The sequence below is a fragment of the Streptosporangium nanhuense genome (assembly GCF_059358815.1).
Map to the genome: position 1 here is coordinate 75,341 of NZ_JCADBG010000029.1, position 17,467 is coordinate 92,807.

Consider the following 17,467-nt stretch of genomic DNA (forward strand, 5'->3'; position numbering starts at 1 on the left):
CGTTATCGCCTGCAGTAGATGTTCTGCCCCGGGGTGAAGAGCTTGCCCGGGTCGTCGGCCAGGCCGACCAGGTCCACGTCGATGACGCTACGCCACCCCGTCAGGCTGCCGCTGGTGCAACCCGCCCGGCCGGTCGCGCGGTTGCCCGCGCCGCCGCCGGACCTCACCGTCGCGCTGCCGGGCGTACCGGCGTTTCTCCAGCTGCCGTCAGCGTAGTACTGCTGCAGCTGGACCGTGACTATCGCCAGTGTGGCGTTGCAGTTGCCGTTGACCCACCAGCCGTGCCCGGAGGCCTCGAAGGCGGAGCTGGAGACGTGGACGTAGTCGCCCCTGGTCTGGAAGACGCACACCGCGGCGGGCGCCCGGCCGTTCTCCGGGGAACCCGAGTTCCTCGAGTTCGCCTCGCCCCCCGCCGGGGCGGGCCCCGGGACCGGGGCGGGAGCGGGCGGGGGGGCGGCCCGCACCGGGGCCGCGACCGCCGAGGTCTGCGACATCGCGAGAAGCACCGCGCCCACGATGCCGGCTGTTGTGGAGATCCTGCGAAAGGAGTGACGCATGACCGCACCTCCGAGCTGAGTCGAACGGGATCAGGGGGCTGTCACGCCCCCTGTCTTGCGGTTGAGAACGCACGCAGCGCTGACCTCGATCGACGCGCCGGGCATAAACAAAGTGTCATCGCATTTCTACGGTGTCAAGAAATTCAAAATTGTTGAGCAGCGTTTCGTCATGATATGAATTGCGATTTCTTGTGCATCCCGATGATTCGTCAGATAATCGGTTTAACAAGGGTTTTGAGTGCAATGTCCCATAGGCCGGAAATGGAAGCCGATTTTCCGCCATCGAATTCCGCGGCGACACACGACCGTTCGGCCGGTCTCGTCGGTGCGAGGGTTTTGTTGTGCTATTCGTGTTTTTGCACCAGCCCGACGCCTTTACAATGTAGATCAAGAGCCTGATCCCGGTGAGCCGCGTGAACAGGGCGAGGTCCACCGCGAAGGCAGGACAGGCGCCTCACTGTCGCCTCACTGTCGCCGGGCAGGACGACCGGACATGGCCGAAACCGCCCTCCCCTCCTTCGGCTGTTTCGGCGCCGGATTCGCGCCGCTCCCCCACCCGGCGGCGCGAACCAGAGTGCCGTCAAGAAAGGCCCGATGAGCCGCCGAACCGCACCTGAGCCGCGATCCCGTCCCGTGGACGGAAAAGGTACCCGAGCGCCTGGACGAAACCGCGTCGCCGTCGTTCAGGGTGAGGGCGATCTCGTCGCCGTGGGGGCGGGGTCCGTGGCCGGTGTTTGAATATGTGAAAAGGCCTGTCCCGCCGACAGCCGTTCGACGAGGGTTCGCACGGCCTCTTTCCCGCCGCTCGCTCCCGCCCGGCGACTCACCTGGCAGGCGGCTTTGGCGTACAGCCGGGGATCCGCCGACGCCGCGCGCAGCCATTCGTCGAGCGTGGCCGGGAGGGGCCCGCCGGGGTCGGCCAGGCAGCGGTCGCCGGTCGGGGCGAGGTAGCGGGGGTCGTCGCTGACCAGGACGGCCAGGCCCTCGTCGAACCACTGCGGGACGTCGGCGCCGTCGAGGCGGGCGTGGAGTTCCACGTGGGTCAGCTCGTGCGAGGCGATCACGGGGTCGACGCCGCGCGGAGAAAGCATCACCGACCGGTTCAGTATGGCGATGCCGCGTTCGCGGCCGCCGCCGATCTTGCGGTAGCAGTCCTCGGACAGGCACACGAGGATGTCCGGAGAGCCTTTTCGTCCTCCGAAGAAGGCCCGTACCCGCTCTTTCGCCTGCTCGACGACCACGATGACGTGCTCGCGCCGGGATGGCGACAGGCCCGGTTCCGCGTACAGGCCGGGCCGGAGCCGTTCCAGGCCGTAGCAGCCGGGGCAGGTGGTGGCCGCGAAGGAGGGGAAGGCGATCGCGGTGAACGCCGTGGCGGCGCCGAGGAGGACCGCGGCCACGGTGAGCGTGATCCACGCGAGTCTCCGGCGGCGGCTCTCCCGCGGCGGGATCAGGGGCACGTCGTCCCCCTGGCCGGCAGCCGGCGCTCGGTGACGCGCCTGCCGGCGTGGCCGACAGCGCGGGGGACGGCCGTCGCGGCCGGGAATGTCTTGAGCATGCGTAGAACCCTAGAAGCCCGGCGTCCCGGAGACGCCGCGTGGCGCCCGCCGGATCATCGTGACGGCGCCGCGGCGGGCCGAACAGATCCACCGGATCCCTGGATGGCTGCGGAGCGGCGCCGGCCTCGCCGCCTTCGGCGACGGTCCTCCGGACAGCGCCGGTGGAGCTTGCCCCGGCGGTCATCTGTGCACGAAAAGACGATCGACACGTCGCGCCGCCGGACGCCTGACCGGTCACGGCAGATCAGTCCGTCGCTTCGCGGACGTCCTTTCCCCGCTCGGCGAACGCCTTGAAGTCCCGCATGTGCTGTCGCGACTGCTTGCGGAAGGCACCGGGCATCAGAAGTCCTACCAGCTTCATCGCGAAGCCGCTGAACCGGTATTCGTTCTCGCTCTCCCAGAGCGTCGTCTCCGGGCCGGCTTCGGTCAGCCGGTCGCGCACGGCGCTCCACATGCCCTCGCCGACGATCTCGCGTTCGAAGTGAACGACGCTCGTTTCCGGGATCTCGCGCAGATCCGCCGGTTCCCGGCGTGTGATGGTCTCGGTGCACTCGATCTTCCGTTGGCCCATCCGCATCACGACCCGCGACGTGGTGCCGAGCTGCCCGTGCTCCCCGCTCAGCGGCTCGTGCAGCACCAGGCCCCGCAGCCATTTCGGCAGGTGTGCCGGGTCGGCGAGCAGCTGGACCGCCTTCTCCCGCGGCAGGGCGATCTCGCTGGAGACGGTGTATCTCATGGGCTTTCCTTCCGGGTGTGGGACGACGTGCTTTCGTACTGCTCGCCGCGCTCCTCTGCTGAGGGCACCGCGTCCTGTGTCCGTGAGGTGAGGGGCGGGCGTGTGATCCGCGAGGGCGCCGGTCGGCCCGTCGCGGCAGGGACGTCAGGCCGGGTCGGGTGCGTAGAACCTGGTGGTGGCCTCGACCGCGGCGGCGACGTGCTCCGGTTCGCCACCGGCGGCCAGATGAGCCTGGCCCCAGGCCGCGGCGCTGCGCCGGGCGAACTCGCGTCCTTCGGGCGAGTTCTCGAACTCCTCGTGGTCGGCGATCTCACCGTCGGCCAGGAACCGGGCCAGGGTGAGCAGGGCCAGGTCCCAGCCGACGCCGCCGGCGCCCGGGCCGTAGGTGGGGAAGGAGGGCTCCCCGACGAACGCCGCGTGGATCAGTTCGAGCTCCGTGTCGCCGGCGGGGCCCGGGACCAGGCGCACCTCCACCTCGCTCGTGCCGGGCCAGGCGTCGGCGTCCGGTCCGTAGAGCCAGGACACCTTGAGCAGACGCGGCGGCTCGCACCGGAGGATGTCGCCGTGCTCACCACCGTCCAGCTCGAACTTCCCGCCAGGCCGAAGGTCCCCGGTGACCGGCTTCAGCCAGCGGCCCAGCCGTTCGGGGCTGGTGATGGCGTCCCAGACGTCGTCGACCTCCGCGTCGTATCGGCGTCGCAGCTCCACGGTGTAGGCCTCGCCGGCGGGTAGTGTGCCGTCGCCCATCGCCCGGCGCACGGCGGCCAGCTCGTCCAGTACGTCTTTCATGTCATGCCTCTGTCGGTAGGGGATCGGTTCTGCCCGTATCGGTGCCGGACCCGGCCTGCCGGGCGGGTTTCCCGCCGGCCCGGGGCAGGCGTGCACGCCTGCCCCGGGCCAGCTCGGTCCTCAGGGCGTCGAAGTGTTGTTCCCAGGACCGGCGAAACCGGTCCAGCCACGCGTCGACCTCGCTCAGCGGCGTGGGCTCGACAGCGTAGAACCGCCGGGCGCCCTCGGCCCGCACCGACGCGAACCCGCTGTCACGCAGCACACGCAGATGCTGGGAGACGGCCGGCTGGGAGATGGCGAACTCGGCCCGGATGACGTCCGTGATCGCCCCGGAGGTCCGCTCGCCGTCGGCGAGCAGCTCCAGAATGCGCCGGCGCACGGGGTCGCCGAGGATGTCGAACGCGTGCACGACGGAGATCGTACCGGCCTGCACTTATATAAGTCAAGGGTGATATATGGGTGCCGCATGAGCGGCTCCCGTTCGGCGACCCTTCCCGGCCGGTTTCGCGGCGGGACGTCGATGAGGAACACTCGTTCGAGGGGCCCGTGCCCGGCCGGTCGCCTCACGGGGCCGGCGAGATTCGCACCCGTTCCCGGCCGTCGCGAAGCGGCCTCGGGCGAGGGCCGCCAGGCTCGTCCCGGGAAGTCTCCGAGGAATTGCCGGGGCGTGTCGATCCGGCCGTACCCCGTTCGTCGTCATGGTGAAGGGCGGCCCGTCACGCGAGGACGCGACAGAACACGAAGGAGCCAGACCATGAAGTACATATTGCTGATGTACGGCGCCCCGGCGGCCGACGGAGACGTCCAGTGCGATTTCGAGGAGTGGGTGACCTACGACAAGGCGCTGCGGGAGGCGGGGGTCCTGGTCTCCGGGTACGCGCTGAAGGACGTGAGCACCGCCACGACGGTCCGGGTCGGCCCGGCGGGCGAGCGGAGCGTCACCACCGACGGGCCCTTCGCCGAGACCCGCGAGATCCTCGGCGGCTACGACGTCATCGACGTGCCGAACCTCGACGTCGCGCTCGACTGGGCCGCCCGCTGCCCCGGCGCCCGCTACGGCGGGTCGGTCGTGGTGCGGCCGATCGACGAGTTCGAGGCCTGACGGTGGCGGGCGGGGGCCGGGACGAGGGGGTCGCCGGTGCCAGGTCGTCGGTGGAGTCGGTGTTCCGCGAGGAACGCGGCCGGCTGCTCGCCTCCCTCGTCCACCGCTTCGGCGACCTCGACCTGGCCGAGGAGGTCGCCTCCGAGGCCGTCGAGGCGGCTCTGGTGCACTGGCCGGCCGAGGGGGTTCCGGCCAGGCCCGGGGCCTGGCTGCTGACGACGGCCCGGCGCCGGGCCGTCGACCGGCTGCGGCGGGACCGGACCTACGCCGCCCGGCTCGCCGTCCTGCAGGTGGAGGCGGACCGGGCCGCCCCCGCCCCGCCCGCGGACGCGGACGGCGACCTCCCCGACGAGCGGCTGCTGCTGTTCTTCACCTGCGCCCACCCTGCCCTGCCCGCCGAGGACCGCACGGCCCTGACCCTGCGCTGTCTCGCCGGGCTGACGACGCCCGAGGTGGCGCGGGCCTTCCTCGTCCCGCCCGCGACGATGGCCCAGCGGATCGTACGGGCGAAGAGGAAGATCCGCGAGGCTCGCATCCCGTTCCGCGTGCCCGGTGCCGACGAGCTGCCGGAGCGCCTGCCGGGGGTGCTCCAGGTCATCTACTCGATCTTCACCGAGGGGTACGCGGCCAGCTCGGGCCCGGACCTGCAGCGGCTCGACCTCGCCGAGGAGGCCGTCCGGCTGGGCAGGATCCTGCGCCGGTTGCTGCCGGCCGAGCGGGAGGTCGCCGGGCTGCTCGGGCTGATGCTGCTGGTCCACGCCCGGCGCGAGGCACGCACCGGCCCGGACGGCGAGATCGTGCTGCTCGACGACCAGGACCGCGGCCGGTGGGACCGGGCCATGATCGAGGAGGGCCGTGTCCTGGTGCTCGTCGCGCTGACCGGCGGACCGCCCCGCCCGTACGGGGTGCAGGCCGCGATCGCCGCCCTGCACGACGAGGCCGCGGACGTCGCGACCACCGACTGGCCGCAGATCGTGGCGCTCTACGACGTGCTGCTCGCCCTCACGCCGTCCCCGGTGATCGCGCTGAACCGGGCCGCGGCGGTGGCGATGCGCGACGGGCCGGAGGCGGGCCTGGCACTGCTCGACGAGCTGGCCGGCGAGCCGAGGCTGCACGACCACCACCCCTACCCGATGGCACGGGCGGACCTGCTGCACCGCCTCGGGCGCCTCCCCGAGGCCGCGGCGGCCTACCGGGAGGCGCTCGGCCTGGCCGGCACCGACCCCGAACGGGCACACCTGCTGCGCAGGCTCGACATGGTCGAGACCCGCGGCCCCGACGGCACGGCCACCCCCTGACGGCGGGACATGCCGCCGTCACCACCGCGTGGACGCCTTACCGGGAACCGTCGCGGGTGCGTCCCGCCGCGAACCCTCACCACCACATGGACACCTGACCGAGAAGAGCCCTGCATGGATGACGAAGAGATTTTCGCCTGGACGGCGGACGAACGGCTTGGCGTCGCGGCGCTTCTCGGCGAGCTCGACGACCACGAGTGGCGGGCCGCCTCCCTCTGCCCCGGCTGGACGATCCACGACGTGGCCGCTCACCTGACGCTCTCCACGCACGCCCTGGTCCTCGACACGATCAAACGCGCGATCCGGACCCGGGGCGACATCGACCGGGTGTTCGCCGACCAGGCGCGGGACCGGGCGGCCAGGTTCGGGCCCGCGGAGCTCGTCGCGCAGCTCCGCGAGACGGCGGGCTCACGGCGCCGCGGGCTCGGCTCCCGCCCGCTGGACACGCTCGTCGACGTGCTGGTGCACGGCCAGGACATCGCGCGCCCGCTCGGGCGCGTGCGGGAGACGCCCGCCGAGCGGGCGGTCGCGGGACTCGGCCGCGTCCTGGGCACCGGCTTCTACGGCGCTCCCAGGCGTCTACGCGGTACGCGGCTGGTCGCCACCGACCTGGACTGGTCGGCCGGTGAGGGGCCGGACGAGATCCGGGGTCCGGCCGGTGACCTCCTGCTGCTGGCGACCGGGCGGGCCGCGGGGCTGGCGGGCCTGTCCGGGCCGGGCGTCGAGCGGGTCGCGGCCGCCCTGTAGGGGGCGCCGGGATCGTGGCCCTGCGGGGGCTGGTCTCACCACGGCCTCCCCGGGCGCGGTCCCGGCTGCCAGGCTCGCCCCCATGAGCGCATTCACCGACGGCGAGATCGCGTACCTGACCGGTCAGCCACTGGGACGCCTCGCCACGGTCGGCCGCGACGGCAGGCCGACGGTCAGGCCGGTGGGGGTCGTCTACGACCCCGAGGCCGGGGCGATCGTGATCGGCGGGGTCGCCGGTTCCGGCATGGCCGCGAGCAAGAAGTTCCGTGACGCGTGGCACCACCCGGACGTGTCGTTCGTCATCGACGACCTCGCGGCCGTGGAGCCGTGGACACCGCGCGGGATCGAGATCCGGGGGTACGCGCGGACGTACACCGAGGGCGGGGAGCGGGTGGGCGAGCGCCTCGAGGCGCCGTTCCCCTTCGACCCCGCGTGGATCCTGATCCGCCCGCGGCGGATCCTGGCGTGGGGCATCGACACCAGCTCCTTCGAGATGTCGGCGCGCGAGGTGGCCTGAGAGGGCGCGGGCTCAAACTTCCACCTTCCGCGAAGCCGTACGAGGCGGCCCGGCTCCGGCAGGACGGTTCCAGACGGCTCCTTCGAGCACGGCTTCCGCGAATCCCACGAACACCGATCCTCAGGAAGGACCCTTTTTGCGTTACCGACCGCTGGGCCGTACCGGGCTGCGGGTCTCCGAGCTGTTCTTCGGCGCGATGACCTTCTACGAGCGCGGCGGCCCCGACGTGCCGCAGGAGTACCGGGCGATGCTCGACGCCTACGCCGACGCCGGAGGCAACGTCGTCGACACCGCCTCGGCCTACGGCGAGAGCGAGGAGATCCTCGGCGAGCTCCTCACCGGCCGCCGCGACCGTTTCGTCGTCGCCACCAAGTACACGCTCTCGCGCGACCACGACGACCCGAACGCCGCCGGCAACCACCGCAAGAACCTCACCCTGTCCCTGGAGCGCAGCCTGCGGCGGCTGCGGACCGACCACATCGACCTGCACTGGGTGCACGTCTGGGACCGCCACACCCCGGTGGAGGAGACGATGCGGGCGCTGGACGACGCCGTACGCGCCGGGAAGATCCTCTATGTGGGCGTCTCCAACGCGCCGGCATGGCTGGTCAGCCGCGCCAACACCCTGGCGGAGTGGCGGGACTGGACGCCGTTCGCGGGCCTGCAGGTGCCGTACAACCTGCTCAAGCGCGACGTCGAGCGGGAGCTGCTGCCGATGGCCGAGGCGTTCGGGATGAGCGTGGCCGCCTGGGGGCCGCTCGCCGGTGGCGTGCTGTCGGGGAAGTTCGCCGGCCGGGAGGCCGCTGAGAGAGCGGAGGGGGCCACCCGGGTCGATCCCGGCTCCCTCACCGCGCGGGACCACGCGGTCGCGGGTGCCGTACGGGAGGTCGCGGGCGAGCTGGGCGTCACGCCGGCCCAGGTGGCGATCGCCTGGACCCGTGCCCGCTCCCCCGCCGTCCACCCGATCGTCGGCGCGAGGAACGTCGAGCAGCTCACCGACAACCTGGGCGCGGTCGGCGTCGTCCTGCCCGAGGAGGCGGTCCGGCGCCTGGAGTCGGCGACGGGGTTCGAGGCGGGATTTCCCGGCGACTTCATCGCCGAATGCGAGGCCGACCCGTGGGTGTTCGGCAGGGCGCCCACGGAGCCGCGCGCCCGGTCATGATCACGGAGGTCACCGCCGGAGCCGTCACCGACGCGAGCACGGGGAGCACCGGGAGCACGCGCGCCGTCATGTCCACGACAGCGAGGCGGGGGACGCCTGCCGGGTCTCCCGCCCCCGGTGCCCGGCGAACACCACGATGAGTTCCAGCCCGCCCCCCGGGTTGGGGGTCGCCTGCACGCCGGCGCCGTGCGCCTTCGCGATCGACGCGACGATCGACAGCCCGAGCCCGGCCCCCTGCTCCCGGGTCGTGTGCAGCCGCCGGAAGGGTTCGAAGAGATCGCCGAAACGCTCCCACGGCACCTCCGGGCCGGTGTTCCTGACGGTCAGGATCCCGCGGGCGAGCGTCACCTCGACGGTCCCGCCGGGATGGTTGTGGCGGACCGCGTTGTCGACGAGGTTGGTGACGAGCCGGTTCAGCAGGATCGGATCGCCCTGGACGACGAACGGTTCCGTCCGTGCCGTCACGGTGACGTCGCCCGAGCCGCTTTCGGCAAGCACGAGGTCCACCACCTGGTCCAGGGCCACCGGCCTCCTCCTTTCCAGGCCGTGTTCGGCCTGGGCCAGGACCAGCAGGGCGTCGATGAGGTTCTCGGTGCGGCGGTTGTGGAACAGGAGCTTGTCGCGGATCTCGCCGACGTCCTCGGGGAGGCCGATCTCGATCGCCGCCCGCTGGACGGCCAGGGGGGTGCGCAGCTCGTGGGACGCGTTGGCGATGAACCGCCGCTGCCCCTCGACCGAGCGTTCGAGCCGTTCGAGCATCGCGTCGAAGGTGTCGGCCAGTTCCTTCAGCTCGTCCTTCGGCCCGGTGAGCGCGATCCGTTCGTGCAGGTTCGACAGCGACAGCCGCCGCGCGGTGGCGGTGATCCGGTGGACGGGCCGCAGGATCCGCCCGGCGACCAGCCATCCGACGACCACCGACACCAGCGTCAGGACCACCACCGTCAGCGCGGTCACCTCCCACTGGTAGCCGATGACGTCGTCCACCAGTCCGGGCAGCGGCACCGGCGCCGGCCTGTCCGGCGACCCCGGCATCCCCGGCGACCCCGGCATCCCCGGCATCGGCGCGCCCGGCTCGGGGGGCTGGGGCACCGGGAACCGTGCGATCCGCGTGTGCAGCGCCTCGCTCAGCAGCAGGTTGACCGAGGTGAGCAGGACGACCGAGGTGAGCAGGAACAGCCCGGAGTAGATCAGCGTCAGCCGTACCCGCACCGTCGTCACAGCAGGTACCCCGCGCCGGGAATCGTCTGGACGCACGGCGGGTCGCCCAGTTTCGCCCGCAGGCGGCTGACCACGACCCGCACCACCGTCGTGAAGGGGTCGGCGTTCTCGTCCCAGGCCTCCTCGAGCAGCCGCTCGGAGCTCACGACCGCGCCGTCGGCCCGCATCAGCACCTCCAGGACGGCGAACTCCTTGAGCGACAGGTGCAGGTGCCGTCCGTCCCGCGACGCCTGGAGCCGGTGCGTGTCGACCACGATGCCATGCCGCCTCAGCACCGGCGGCACCCGCGACAGGCTGCGCCGTCCCAGCGCCTTCACCCGCGCGACCAGTTCGGCGTAGTCGAACGGTTTGGGCAGGTAGTCGTCGGCGCCCATCCCGAGCCCCTCGACCCGATCCGGCACCGACGCCGCCGCCGTCATCATCAGGATCCGCGTACGGCTCCCGCGCGCCACCAGCTCGCGGCACACGAGGTCGCCGTGCATCCTGGGCAGGTCCCGATCCAGCACGAGCACGTCGTAGTCGTGCAGCGCCAGCCGTTCCGCCGCCGCGGCCCCGTCGTACACCACGTCGACGGCCATGGCGTGGCGGCGCAGTCCCACCGCCACGAGATCGGCCAGGTCACGTTCGTCTTCGGCCACCAGAACCCGCATGCCGACGTTCTTACCCGAAGGGGGGTAACAGCGGCGTTAACCATTTCGTTCACCGCCGTGCAACCCGCCTCCGGCCACGCTGGCCGCCATGATCAGAACTCTCCGCGCGGCCCTCCTGGTGACGGCCTGCTCCGTGGCGGTGTCCGCGTCCATGCCCGCGTCGGCCTCGACGCCCCGGCCGAAACCCGCCTCGCCGTCGGCCGCGGCCCAGGGCGGGGACTGCGCGCCGGCCACGGCGCCCCCGCCGGAGCCGGTGCCGCCGACCTCGGTGAACACGCTCCGGCAGGCGTACTTCTGCGTGCTGGACAACTACTACGGCGGCCCGGCGATGGACTCGAAAGAGCCGCTGAAGAACGCCTTCTCCGCCTACACCCGGGACCTGATGCGGCGCGACGCCGACCGGGCCGGTCTCCAGCTGCCCGCCCTGACCGGCGACCGCGGCACCGACTGGGCCGCCGTCGCGAAGGTCCTGGGCACCGGCGACCCGGCCGCGCTGCGCGCCGCGATCACCGGCATGGTCGCCGGGCTGCACGACAACCACGCCCGGGTGGCCAGGCCGACCCCGCCGCCGGAGGGCGAGCCGGACGGGCCGGTCGGAACGGGCATCGCGGGCATCTCCGCCCAGCAGGGTCCCCAGCTCGACCCGGCGGCCCGGCCTCCGCTGTTCATCACCCGCGTCCTGCCCGGCAGCCCCGCGGCCAAGGCCGGCGTCAGACCCGGCGACATCGTGGTCAAGGTCAACGGCGTGACGCCGTTCGTCGGGGACAAGGTGAACCAGGGCTTCGTCGACGCCGTCACCGCCGCCGACCTGACGCGGATCACCCTCAAGCGTCCCACCACGGGACGGACCCGCACGATCGAGCTCAAGGAGGGCCCGATCACACGGCAGCCTCCGGCGGTGACGTCGAGGACGCTGCCCGGCGGCGTCGCCTACGTCCAGCTGCCCGGGTTCTACGAGGGCGCCGCCGACCAGGTCATCGCCAAGCTGAAGGGCGGGCCCAAGGCGGTGGTCCTCGACCTGCGCGGCAACGGCGGCGGGTCGCCCCGCGAGGTGACGCGGCTGCTCGGCGCGTTCGCGCACGGGAAGATCACCAGCTACTTCTGCCCGCTCAAGGGCGACTGCGTGCCCAACAGGACCGACGACAGCGTCCCGCTGCTCGGCCTGCGCCTGGTCGTCCTCACCGACCGCGGGTGCGCCTCGGCCTGCGACGACTTCAGCGCGGCCGTCAAGGGCAACAAGCTGGGCACCCTCGTCGGGACCCGCACCGCCGGAGCCGTCTCCGGCCCCGCCGCGGGGTATCTCCTCGACGACGGCAGCGTCCTGCTCCTGCCCAAGGTCCGCCACCTCGGCCCCGACCGCGAGATCATCGACACCGTCGGCGTGCCGGTCGACCACCACGCTCCCCTGACCGCCCTCGACCTGGCCACCGGGCGCGACCCGGGCCTGTCCAAGGCGCTCTCGCTGCTGTAGCCGCATGGTCCGCGGGCGTGGGTGTGCCGGCGGACCGTACGGGGTCCTCGAAGTACCTTTGAGTACCTTTGAGTACCTCTGAGCGCCTCAAGGCGGGCGGGCCGCGGTTCCGCCGGCCCGCCCGCCCGGCCCGCGTTCGCGCGGGGAGCGCCCGATCCGGGGCTTGGACGGCGCCCGCGTCCGCGCGAGGCGCCTATCGTGCGACGGGCCGGTACACGATCTTCCTGGTGGACCGGCCGGGGAAGACCACGACGAGGTGCTCCTCGAATTCGGCCGACTCCCGGGCGTAGACCCGCAGCCGGTAGCGTCCGGCGCCCTTCACCGCCAGGTTGGGCAGGGGCGCCCCGGCTCCCTCGTCGCCGCCCTCGGAGTACTCGGGTACCCCCAGATGGCCGCTGCGGCTGACGATGCCGACCTCGGCCACCTGGTCCCAGCCCTTGAGCCGGGGCGGCGGAACCGAGCCGAACGCCTTGACGGTCAGGCACATCGGCTCGTTCTCGCCGTAGGTCACCACGGCGGCCGAGCTGCCGGCGGAGCCGACGAACCCGTCGTCCGAGGCCGCCTCGAAGGCCCCCTCGTCGGAGGTCTCGTCCCCGGCGTCGTAGACGTAGTATCCCCCGCCCTCGAACAGGAAGTACGCCGCCGTCCCCTGCCGCCGGGCCCGCAGCCCCGGCCAGGGGTCGGCGCAACGGGCGTTCGACGCGGCCACGTGACGATCCTCGTCCGCGCCCACCTCGGCCTCGGAACGCGGCAGGCCGGGCTCGCGCGCGGCCATCGCCTCGGGACACAGGAACACCAGGACCTTCGGGTCGGCGCCCCACGTGCCGCGCGCGCTCCCGGCCCGCGCGAGCAGCGCCTCCCGCTCCTCCCCGCCCGACGCGGCGCACAGGTGCCTGCCGTAGGAGAGGACGTACTGGTCGGGGAGGGTGTCGGGGAACATCGACGGGGTGTCGTACGTCCGGGCGCGCGCGTGGCAGAGGAACGCCTTCTCCCTGTCTCGCGGCCCGGTGTCGCCGTAGCGGCGGTGCGTGAAGGTCCACTCGGCGCACTCGTCCTCCCAGCCGCCGCCGTAGGTGAGCCGGGGCGTCTCCTCGGGCTGGATCACCACGAGCAGCGGCAGGAGTACGGCCGCCGCCAGGGTCGCCCTGAGCGGGTGGGAGGGCCCGCCCCGGGAGGCGGCCGGCGCGCCGGGGCCGGTGAGCTCGCGGGCGGAGCGGACGAGCCACACCACGTGGAAGACGTTGAACCGCACGAACGGGCCCGGGGCCAGGAAGGCGAGCAGGGGGACGATCTGGGAGGCCATGCCGAGCAGCGGGGTCAGCAGCGACAGCACCAGGCCGAGCCTGCCGATCGTGATCGTGGTCTCGCTCCAGCGGCCGTCCTGCCGCTGGCCGATGATGATCATCGCCTGCCAGGCCAGGACGAGGGTCGGCAGGATGCGCTCCAGCACGGCGCGCCGGCCGGCTCCCGGCACCGGGCTCAGGGAGGAAAAGTGGAGAACTGTCAACTCCGCGTACAGCGGCTCGATCGCCCGGCCTGTCGTCGTACACCGTCAAAGCGGATATTGCCTACCATTTATGCAGGAATTAGGGTGATCCTAACGTGACCCGCAGAACGGATCCAGTATGACTACCGACAGCACGACGTCCCGGGCCCCCGGCCTGCCGGGGGCGCATGTGATCGCCGACGACGCGGAGGCGATCGCCACGGCCCGCGCGCTGGCGGCCGAGTTCGCGCCCGGCGCCGCCGAACGCGACGCCGGGCGGCTGCTGCCCGTCGCGGAACTGGACCGGCTCTCCGCGAGCGGGCTCCTCGCGATCACCGTGCCGCGCGAGCACGGCGGCGCGGAGGTGAGCGCCCAGACCCTCGCCGAGGTGGTGCGCCTGCTGGCCGCCGCCGACCCGAACATCGCGCAGATCCCGCAGAGCCACTTCGTCTACGTCAACGTGCTCCGCCGCCAGGGCACCCCCGAACAGCGCAAGTTCTTCTTCGGCGAGGTGCTCGCCGGCGCCAGGCTCGGCAACGCGCAGTCCGAGGCGGGCACCAAGCACGTGCAGGACTACCGCACGCGGCTGGTGCCCGACGGCGAGGACGGCTTCCTGCTGCGCGGGGTCAAGCACTACAGCACCGGCGCGCTGTTCGCGCACTGGATCCCGGTGCTGGCCAGGCACGAGGACGAGACGCTGCACGTGGCGTACGTGCCGAGGGACGCCGACGGGCTGACGGTGATCGACGACTGGGCCGGGATGGGCCAGCGGACCACGGCCAGCGGCACCGTGCGCCTCGACGACGTGCGCGTGCCCGCGAACCGCGTGGTGCCGCACCACCTGACGTTCACCGGGCCGCAGCTGCACGGCGCGGTGGCCCAGCTCCTGCACGCCGCGATCGACGTGGGCATCGCCGGCGGGGCGCTGGCCGAGGCGCTGGAGTTCGTCCGCACCAAGGCGAGGCCCTGGTTCGAGAGCGGGGTGGACAGTGCCGCCGAGGACCCGCTCGTCGTCCAGCGGGCGGGCGAGCTGGCGATCAAGGTGCGTGCCGCGGAGGCGCTGCTGGCCGCGGCCGGCCGGGAGGTCGACGCGGCCGCCGCGGACCTCACCGAGGAGTCGGCCGCCGCCGCGTCCATCGCGGTGGCCACCGCGAAGGCCTACGTCGACCCGGTCGCGGTCGAGCTGGGCAGCGCGGTCTTCGAGCTGGGCGGCACCCGCGCCGGCCTGGACGGCCTCAACCTGCACCGCCACTGGCGCAACGCCAGGACGCACACGCTGCACGACCCCGCCCGCTGGAAGATCCAGCACATCGGCCGCTACGTGCTCAACGGGCGGCTCCCGCCCCGCCACGGCCTGCTCTAGCCCATCCCGCCAGAAGACCGCGACCGACGACGGAAGTGCCATGACAAACCTGACGTTCCACTGGTTCCTCCCCACCTACGGCGACAGCCGCGACATCGTCGGCGGCGGCCACGGCCTGCCCGCGGGAGCGGCCGGCGGCGCCCGCCCCGCCACGCTGGCCTACCTGCGGCAGATCGTGCACGCCGCCGAGCACCTCGGCTTCGTCGGCGCGCTGACGCCGACCGGCGCATGGTGCGAGGACGCCTGGCTGACCACGGCCATGCTCACCGAGACCACCGAACGGCTGAAGTTCCTGGTCGCCTTCCGGCCCGGCCTGGTCACGCCGACCCTGGCCGCGCAGATGGGCGCCACCTTCCAGCGGCACTCGGGCGGGCGCCTGCTGCTCAACGTCGTCACCGGCGGCGAGAGCCACGAGCAGCGCGCGTACGGCGACTTCCTGGACAAGGACGCCAGGTACGCGCGGACGGACGAGTTCCTGCACATCGTGCGGGCGCTGTGGCGCGGCGAGAGCGTCGACTTCACCGGGGAGCACCTGCGCGTCGAGGGCGCGAGGCTGAACCGGGTCCCCGACCCGGTGCCCGACATCTACTTCGGCGGGTCCTCCCCGGCGGCGGGCCGGGTCGCGGCCCGGCACGTGGACGCGTACCTCACCTGGGGCGAGCCGCCCGCCGCGGTCGCCGAGAAGGTCGACTGGGTGAACGGCCTGGCCGCCGCCGAGGGGCGCACGCTGCGGCAGGGCATCCGGCTGCACGTGATCAGCAGGGACAGCTCCGACGAGGCGTGGACGCAGGCCCGCAGGCTGCTCGACGGCATCGACCCGGCCACGATCGAGAAGGTGCAGGCGGGCCTGGCCCGCAGCGAGTCCGAAGGCCAGAAGCGGATGCTCGCCCTGCACGGCGGCAGCCGCGACGGGCTGGAGATCTCCCCCAACCTGTGGGCCGGGGTCGGGCTGGTCCGCGGCGGCGCGGGCACCGCGCTGGTCGGCAGCCACACCGATGTGGCCGACCGGATCGAGGAGTACGCCCGCCTGGGCATCACCGAATTCGTCATGTCGGGCCATCCGCACGTGGAGGAGGCGTACTGGTTCGGCGAGGGAGTGCTGCCGATCCTGCGCGAGCGCGGGTTGTGGGAACACCCCGACGCGGCGCCCGCGCACGAGCCGGCCTCGATCCCGTTCGCGTCCACCGGATCGCGCTGAGCGACGCTCCCCTCCCCCTCGCTCCCGGTGTCGCCGGTCGTCAGACCAGGTCAGACCAGGTCCAGGCGGTCGACCAGCCCGGCGGCGGTGAAGGCGGCCACCAGGTCGTCGCGGCCCTCGGTGAAGTGCGCCCAGCTGTCGTAGTGGACGGGAACCACCCGCCGGGCGTCGAGGATCCCGGCGGCCTCGGCGGCCTGGACGCTGTCGAGGACGATCGGCGCGCCGTCGAACAGGGCGGGGAAGCGGGGAGCCCCGGCGAAGAGGATCGCGGTGTCCACCGGGCCGAAGCGCCCGGCTATCTCCTTCACCACGTCGAGCGAGGCGTTGTCGCCGCTGACGTACACCGTGGGCAGGCCCTCACCGGTCAGGACGAATCCGACGACCTGGCCGGTGATCGGCTCGACCTCCTCGCGCGCGCCGGGCCCGTGGACGGCGGGCACGCCCGTCACGGTGAGCGTGCCGCCGCCGGGGCGGTCGAGCTCGACCGGCTCCCAGTCGGCCAGCCCCCTGGCCCCGCCTCCCAGGCGCCGCCCGCCGTCAGGTGTGGTGAGGGTGAGCGGGACGTCGGCGAGCAGCGCCCTGCCGGAGTTGTCGAGGTTGTCGGGGTGCTCGTCGTGGGAGAGCAGGACCACGTCGACGCGGCCGAGGTCGGCGGGACCGGCGGAGGAGGGCGCGGTCTTGGTCAGGACCCTGCGCCCCTCTCTCGGGTAGTCGCCGGGCGGGTCGAAGGTGGGGTCGGTGAGGAACCTCAGGCCGCCGTACTCGAAGAGGGCGGTCGGGCCGCCGAAGACGCGGACGGGAACCTGCTCGTGGGTCGTACCGGCGGCGGCCATGGAGAACTCCTCACGGATGAATGCTTGGTTATCCGTGAAGGACGGTAGTCGTTTCTCACGGATGAATGCAAGCCGTACCATGAGAGTCATGAGCGCGCCCCCGACCGCCGAGCCCCCGCCCCCGCCCGCGCCGGGGGCGGAGCGCCATCTCGCCCTCGACTTCGTCAACAGCGCCCTCGCGCTGCCCGGCGGGCACGTCCTCGACCTCCTCGGCACCCCCGAGGCGGCGAGCCGGTGGCTCACGGGACACGGCCTCGCTCCGGCCGGCGCGGGACTGCGAGAGAAGTGCACGACGCAACTGCGCTCGATGCGCGAACACCTCAGAGTGTTGTTCGCCGCCCGCGTCGACGGGCTTCCCGCCCCGCCCGCCGCCCTGTCCGCCGTCAACGACGCGCTGACCAGGGTTCCCACCGCCGCCCTGTTGCGCTGGGACGACAGGACCGGCCCCTACCGCGCGGCCCCGCACCCCTTCGACGAGATCCTCGACCACGCCCTGGCGACCCTCGCGGCCGATACGGCCGACCTCCTCACCGGCCCCGACGCCGAGCGCCTCACCGCCTGCGGGTCCGCCCCCTGCAACCGCTATCTGCTGCGCCACGGCCGCCGCCACTGGTGCTCCACCCGCTGCGGCGACCGCGCCCGCGCCGCCCGCGCCTACGCCCGGCGCACCCGGCCGGAGGCGGACTGACGGACGGCGGGTCGTGGCCCCCCTGGCCCGCGAGCCGTCATGGGGGCCATGGGGGCCACAGGGGCCACAGGGGCCACGGCCGTCTCACCGAGA

The 17,467-nt window shown here is 72.8% G+C and carries 18 protein-coding genes; 9 read left to right on the forward strand and 9 right to left on the reverse strand.

The window, feature by feature from the left end:
• Positions 1-2: 2 nt before the first annotated feature.
• The 5 genes from AC5L38_RS38270 to AC5L38_RS38290 form a co-directional block, all read right to left on the reverse strand.
• Complete coding sequence (locus AC5L38_RS38270) at positions 3-557, reverse strand: hypothetical protein (protein WP_495247703.1); 555 nt, start codon at positions 555-557, stop codon at positions 3-5.
• A 683-nt stretch (positions 558-1,240) separates the two neighbouring features.
• Entirely contained in the window at positions 1,241-2,017 is a 777-nt protein-coding gene (locus tag AC5L38_RS38275; protein ID WP_495247704.1) for a hypothetical protein, read from the reverse strand.
• 343 nt (positions 2,018-2,360) lie between these two features.
• Positions 2,361-2,852, reverse strand: coding sequence for an SRPBCC family protein (locus AC5L38_RS38280; RefSeq protein WP_495247705.1), 492 nt, complete (start codon positions 2,850-2,852; stop codon positions 2,361-2,363).
• Between the two features lie 144 nt (positions 2,853-2,996).
• Positions 2,997-3,641 (reverse strand): SRPBCC family protein, encoded by a 645-nt coding sequence (locus AC5L38_RS38285; protein WP_495247706.1) that lies wholly within the window; start codon positions 3,639-3,641, stop codon positions 2,997-2,999.
• Between the two features lies 1 nt (position 3,642).
• Entirely contained in the window at positions 3,643-4,050 is a 408-nt protein-coding gene (locus AC5L38_RS38290; RefSeq protein WP_495247707.1) for an ArsR/SmtB family transcription factor, read from the reverse strand.
• A gap of 345 nt (positions 4,051-4,395) precedes the next feature.
• Between AC5L38_RS38290 and AC5L38_RS38295 the strand changes: the two genes are divergently transcribed.
• The 5 genes from AC5L38_RS38295 (at position 4,396) to AC5L38_RS38315 (ending at position 8,467) form a co-directional block, all read left to right on the forward strand.
• Positions 4,396-4,743, forward strand: a complete 348-nt coding sequence (locus tag AC5L38_RS38295; protein ID WP_495247708.1) for a YciI family protein — start codon at positions 4,396-4,398, stop codon at positions 4,741-4,743.
• 2 nt (positions 4,744-4,745) lie between these two features.
• Positions 4,746-6,041 carry an RNA polymerase sigma factor gene (locus tag AC5L38_RS38300; protein ID WP_495247709.1) on the forward strand — a complete coding sequence of 432 codons (1,296 nt, stop codon included), beginning with the start codon at positions 4,746-4,748 and terminating at the stop codon, positions 6,039-6,041.
• Positions 6,042-6,155: 114 nt separating this feature from the next.
• Positions 6,156-6,788 carry a maleylpyruvate isomerase family mycothiol-dependent enzyme gene (locus AC5L38_RS38305; RefSeq protein WP_495247710.1) on the forward strand — a complete coding sequence of 211 codons (633 nt, stop codon included), beginning with the start codon at positions 6,156-6,158 and terminating at the stop codon, positions 6,786-6,788.
• Positions 6,789-6,870: 82 nt separating this feature from the next.
• Positions 6,871-7,305 carry a PPOX class F420-dependent oxidoreductase gene (locus AC5L38_RS38310; protein ID WP_495247711.1) on the forward strand — a complete coding sequence of 145 codons (435 nt, stop codon included), beginning with the start codon at positions 6,871-6,873 and terminating at the stop codon, positions 7,303-7,305.
• A gap of 136 nt (positions 7,306-7,441) precedes the next feature.
• Complete coding sequence (locus AC5L38_RS38315; protein WP_495247712.1) at positions 7,442-8,467, forward strand: aldo/keto reductase; 1,026 nt, start codon at positions 7,442-7,444, stop codon at positions 8,465-8,467.
• A 66-nt stretch (positions 8,468-8,533) separates the two neighbouring features.
• Here AC5L38_RS38315 and AC5L38_RS38320 read toward each other — a convergent pair whose 3' ends face one another.
• Both AC5L38_RS38320 and AC5L38_RS38325 read right to left on the reverse strand, forming a co-directional pair.
• Complete coding sequence (locus tag AC5L38_RS38320) at positions 8,534-9,685, reverse strand: ATP-binding protein (RefSeq protein WP_495247713.1); 1,152 nt, start codon at positions 9,683-9,685, stop codon at positions 8,534-8,536.
• The gene (locus AC5L38_RS38325; RefSeq protein WP_495247714.1) at positions 9,682-10,335 is read right to left on the reverse strand and encodes a response regulator transcription factor; all 654 of its coding nucleotides are present in this window, start codon (positions 10,333-10,335) and stop codon (positions 9,682-9,684) included. Before AC5L38_RS38325 ends, AC5L38_RS38320 begins: the two co-directional genes overlap by 4 nt.
• An 88-nt stretch (positions 10,336-10,423) precedes the next feature.
• Here AC5L38_RS38325 and AC5L38_RS38330 point away from each other — a divergent pair, with 88 nt between their 5' ends.
• Positions 10,424-11,806 (forward strand): S41 family peptidase, encoded by a 1,383-nt coding sequence (locus tag AC5L38_RS38330; protein ID WP_495247715.1) that lies wholly within the window; start codon positions 10,424-10,426, stop codon positions 11,804-11,806.
• 193 nt (positions 11,807-11,999) lie between these two features.
• Here the strand turns inward: AC5L38_RS38330 and AC5L38_RS38335 are convergent, their stop codons facing one another.
• Entirely contained in the window at positions 12,000-13,256 is a 1,257-nt protein-coding gene (locus AC5L38_RS38335; protein ID WP_495247716.1) for a hypothetical protein, read from the reverse strand.
• A gap of 175 nt (positions 13,257-13,431) precedes the next feature.
• On the opposite strand from AC5L38_RS38335, the gene AC5L38_RS38340 reads away from it, so the two are divergent.
• The gene (locus AC5L38_RS38340; protein WP_495247717.1) at positions 13,432-14,655 is read left to right on the forward strand and encodes an SfnB family sulfur acquisition oxidoreductase; all 1,224 of its coding nucleotides are present in this window, start codon (positions 13,432-13,434) and stop codon (positions 14,653-14,655) included.
• Positions 14,656-14,695: 40 nt separating this feature from the next.
• Positions 14,696-15,853, forward strand: a complete 1,158-nt coding sequence (locus AC5L38_RS38345) for an LLM class flavin-dependent oxidoreductase (RefSeq protein ID WP_495247718.1) — start codon at positions 14,696-14,698, stop codon at positions 15,851-15,853.
• 50 nt (positions 15,854-15,903) lie between these two features.
• On the opposite strand, the gene AC5L38_RS38350 is transcribed toward AC5L38_RS38345, so the two are convergent.
• Entirely contained in the window at positions 15,904-16,686 is a 783-nt protein-coding gene (locus AC5L38_RS38350) for an MBL fold metallo-hydrolase (protein WP_495247719.1), read from the reverse strand.
• A gap of 88 nt (positions 16,687-16,774) precedes the next feature.
• Here AC5L38_RS38350 and AC5L38_RS38355 point away from each other — a divergent pair, with 88 nt between their 5' ends.
• Positions 16,775-17,374 (forward strand): CGNR zinc finger domain-containing protein, encoded by a 600-nt coding sequence (locus tag AC5L38_RS38355; RefSeq protein ID WP_495247720.1) that lies wholly within the window; start codon positions 16,775-16,777, stop codon positions 17,372-17,374.
• The last annotated feature ends 93 nt before the right edge of the window (positions 17,375-17,467 follow it).